This is a genomic window from Pseudomonas californiensis, from assembly GCF_021147775.1.
Taxonomy (GTDB): Bacteria; Pseudomonadota; Gammaproteobacteria; order Pseudomonadales; family Pseudomonadaceae; genus Aquipseudomonas; species Aquipseudomonas californiensis.
Window position 1 is genome coordinate 1 of sequence record NZ_JAGTPK010000108.1, and the last position, 1,849, is coordinate 1,849.

General features: G+C 46.6%; 1 protein-coding gene. It reads right to left on the reverse strand.

Annotated elements, in window-relative coordinates; genetic code table 11:
* Window positions 1–456 precede the first annotated feature (456 nt).
* The gene (locus KDX37_RS29075; protein ID WP_231656618.1) at window positions 457–1,572 is read right to left on the reverse strand and encodes a hypothetical protein; all 1,116 of its coding nucleotides are present in this window, start codon (window positions 1,570–1,572) and stop codon (window positions 457–459) included.
* Window positions 1,573–1,849: the final 277 nt, after the last annotated feature.

Here is a 1,849-nt window from a genome sequence, read left to right on the forward strand (position 1 = left end):
GATTACGAAGCCTTGCTGCCGTGGAACTGCGAACCTCGACTTCACAGCTAAGCGCTTTACCTATCTTTAGCCAAGTGGGGTTTATGGAGCGCTTACGTTGTATTGCGATTAGCCATGAACCATTATTGACTACCTCAAACCGCACTCAACCTGTCGGATGACGACCGGCAGCAACTGGCCGAGGCTGTGTAAAAACGTTTTTGAGCGAGTCAGCCACTCAAAACTTTAATGAGAATCGTGCTTCTACGCGAAATCCAAATCAGCTGACGTGCCGATAAATTTCAGATTTAACGTAGGCGCGCACACTTTAATTTTGGCGAAGCGTTTTTACACACTCTGGGCCAGAAGCGGACGCTTGACGACGTCCGCTTAGGCCACTTGATACCGGTGAGCGTCGGTATCCTACTGAGGTCTGCGGCACCAATTAAAGATGATCCAGCTGACGGACGCCAGAGTTTATTGCTGCCGTGCTTCACCGCTCTCGGCATCATTAATTTTCATCAAATTCATCAACTTATCAACCCTCGCCGAGTGGTCACCAAGGATTCCGAAGAGGAAGAAGTCACCACAAGCTTCATTGATCCGACGAATAACTCCCTCTATGACCGACCGTGTAATGATCATTGTGGGGTTAGTCGGAGAATCTAAGTTAGCCATCGCTCTGACAGGCTCATAATACTTATTGCCATCCGCATCGGAAATCAAATTATTCAAGTAATAAACGGCATCCACAAGCGTTAAAAAACGCATCAGCTCAAACCCCGAATAAACAAAACTTTCGCCATTATAGGTTTCAGTATAACTTTTAGTGCTCGCGAATATATTATAAAGCATCGCCAGGACCAGCGAATCGTTGTTGCTAGGACGGTAGACCTTCCCGCCACTGCTCACTAGTTCAAGACTCTGGAGCTCACCGAGCGCCTCATGTTTCTCACCGATACCCGGCTTGCTTTTTGAATACCTGCGAACTAACGTGTAACTACTATTTACCATGATGGAGTAGTTGTCAAACAGCAGCTGACCCAAACTATCAACATACGCCGAGGTATCAATTTTATTTTTATCATATAAGTCATCAGCCGATATCACAACCCAGAATGCATGGTCCTTTACGGCAGAGAACCTAATCGCATATAAAAGCGGCAAATTATACCTTGCGGCGAATCGTCTGCGCTTATCAATGTCTGATCTACTGCTTTTGAATTTAAACTTTTCAGTGCTTTTCACTTCAATCATGCAATTAAAGGCTGATGCATCCATACTGCTCATGTTGGACAGGAATGAGCCCGCATGAAAAGTAGCCTGGAAGTCCGGAGTGATCTCATCATCACCGACAATTGGCGTCTGATTAAGTGGGGTTATTGAACTACAGCAGTTAAGCATTTTGCAGAGCAGCGCAAACTCATCCTCTTGTGACAAGCCACTGATAATCCTTTCCACAGTTTGAATTTTGTCTTCCGGGACAAGTTTTTTCAAAATCATCTCAAAAGTAGCCGCCGGGGCTATTCCTTTGAGCTCCTTGATACGCTTAGCCAACTCGACATCTGATACATCACGAATATGCTGTGTCACAACAGTCACCAATCCTTAGTCTTAACTTTAAGAGATATCTTGAGCTACGAGCTACCCTTCTCGTCAAGCAGCGGCCCCTAAAATATACTGGTCAACGCGGATTGTGCTTGTCGGACGCCATGAACGCCCCTAGTTTCGTAGACACCCTGACCTGCTGCTAAGGCTCGGAGTTGCCCTTCTGGACTCGCCCCTACAAGACCGGACACCAACTCCCCGTTAAATTAATCCGACTGCCAAGCGCCTGAACTCCCTCGGCGAACGGTATTTCAAAGCGCTG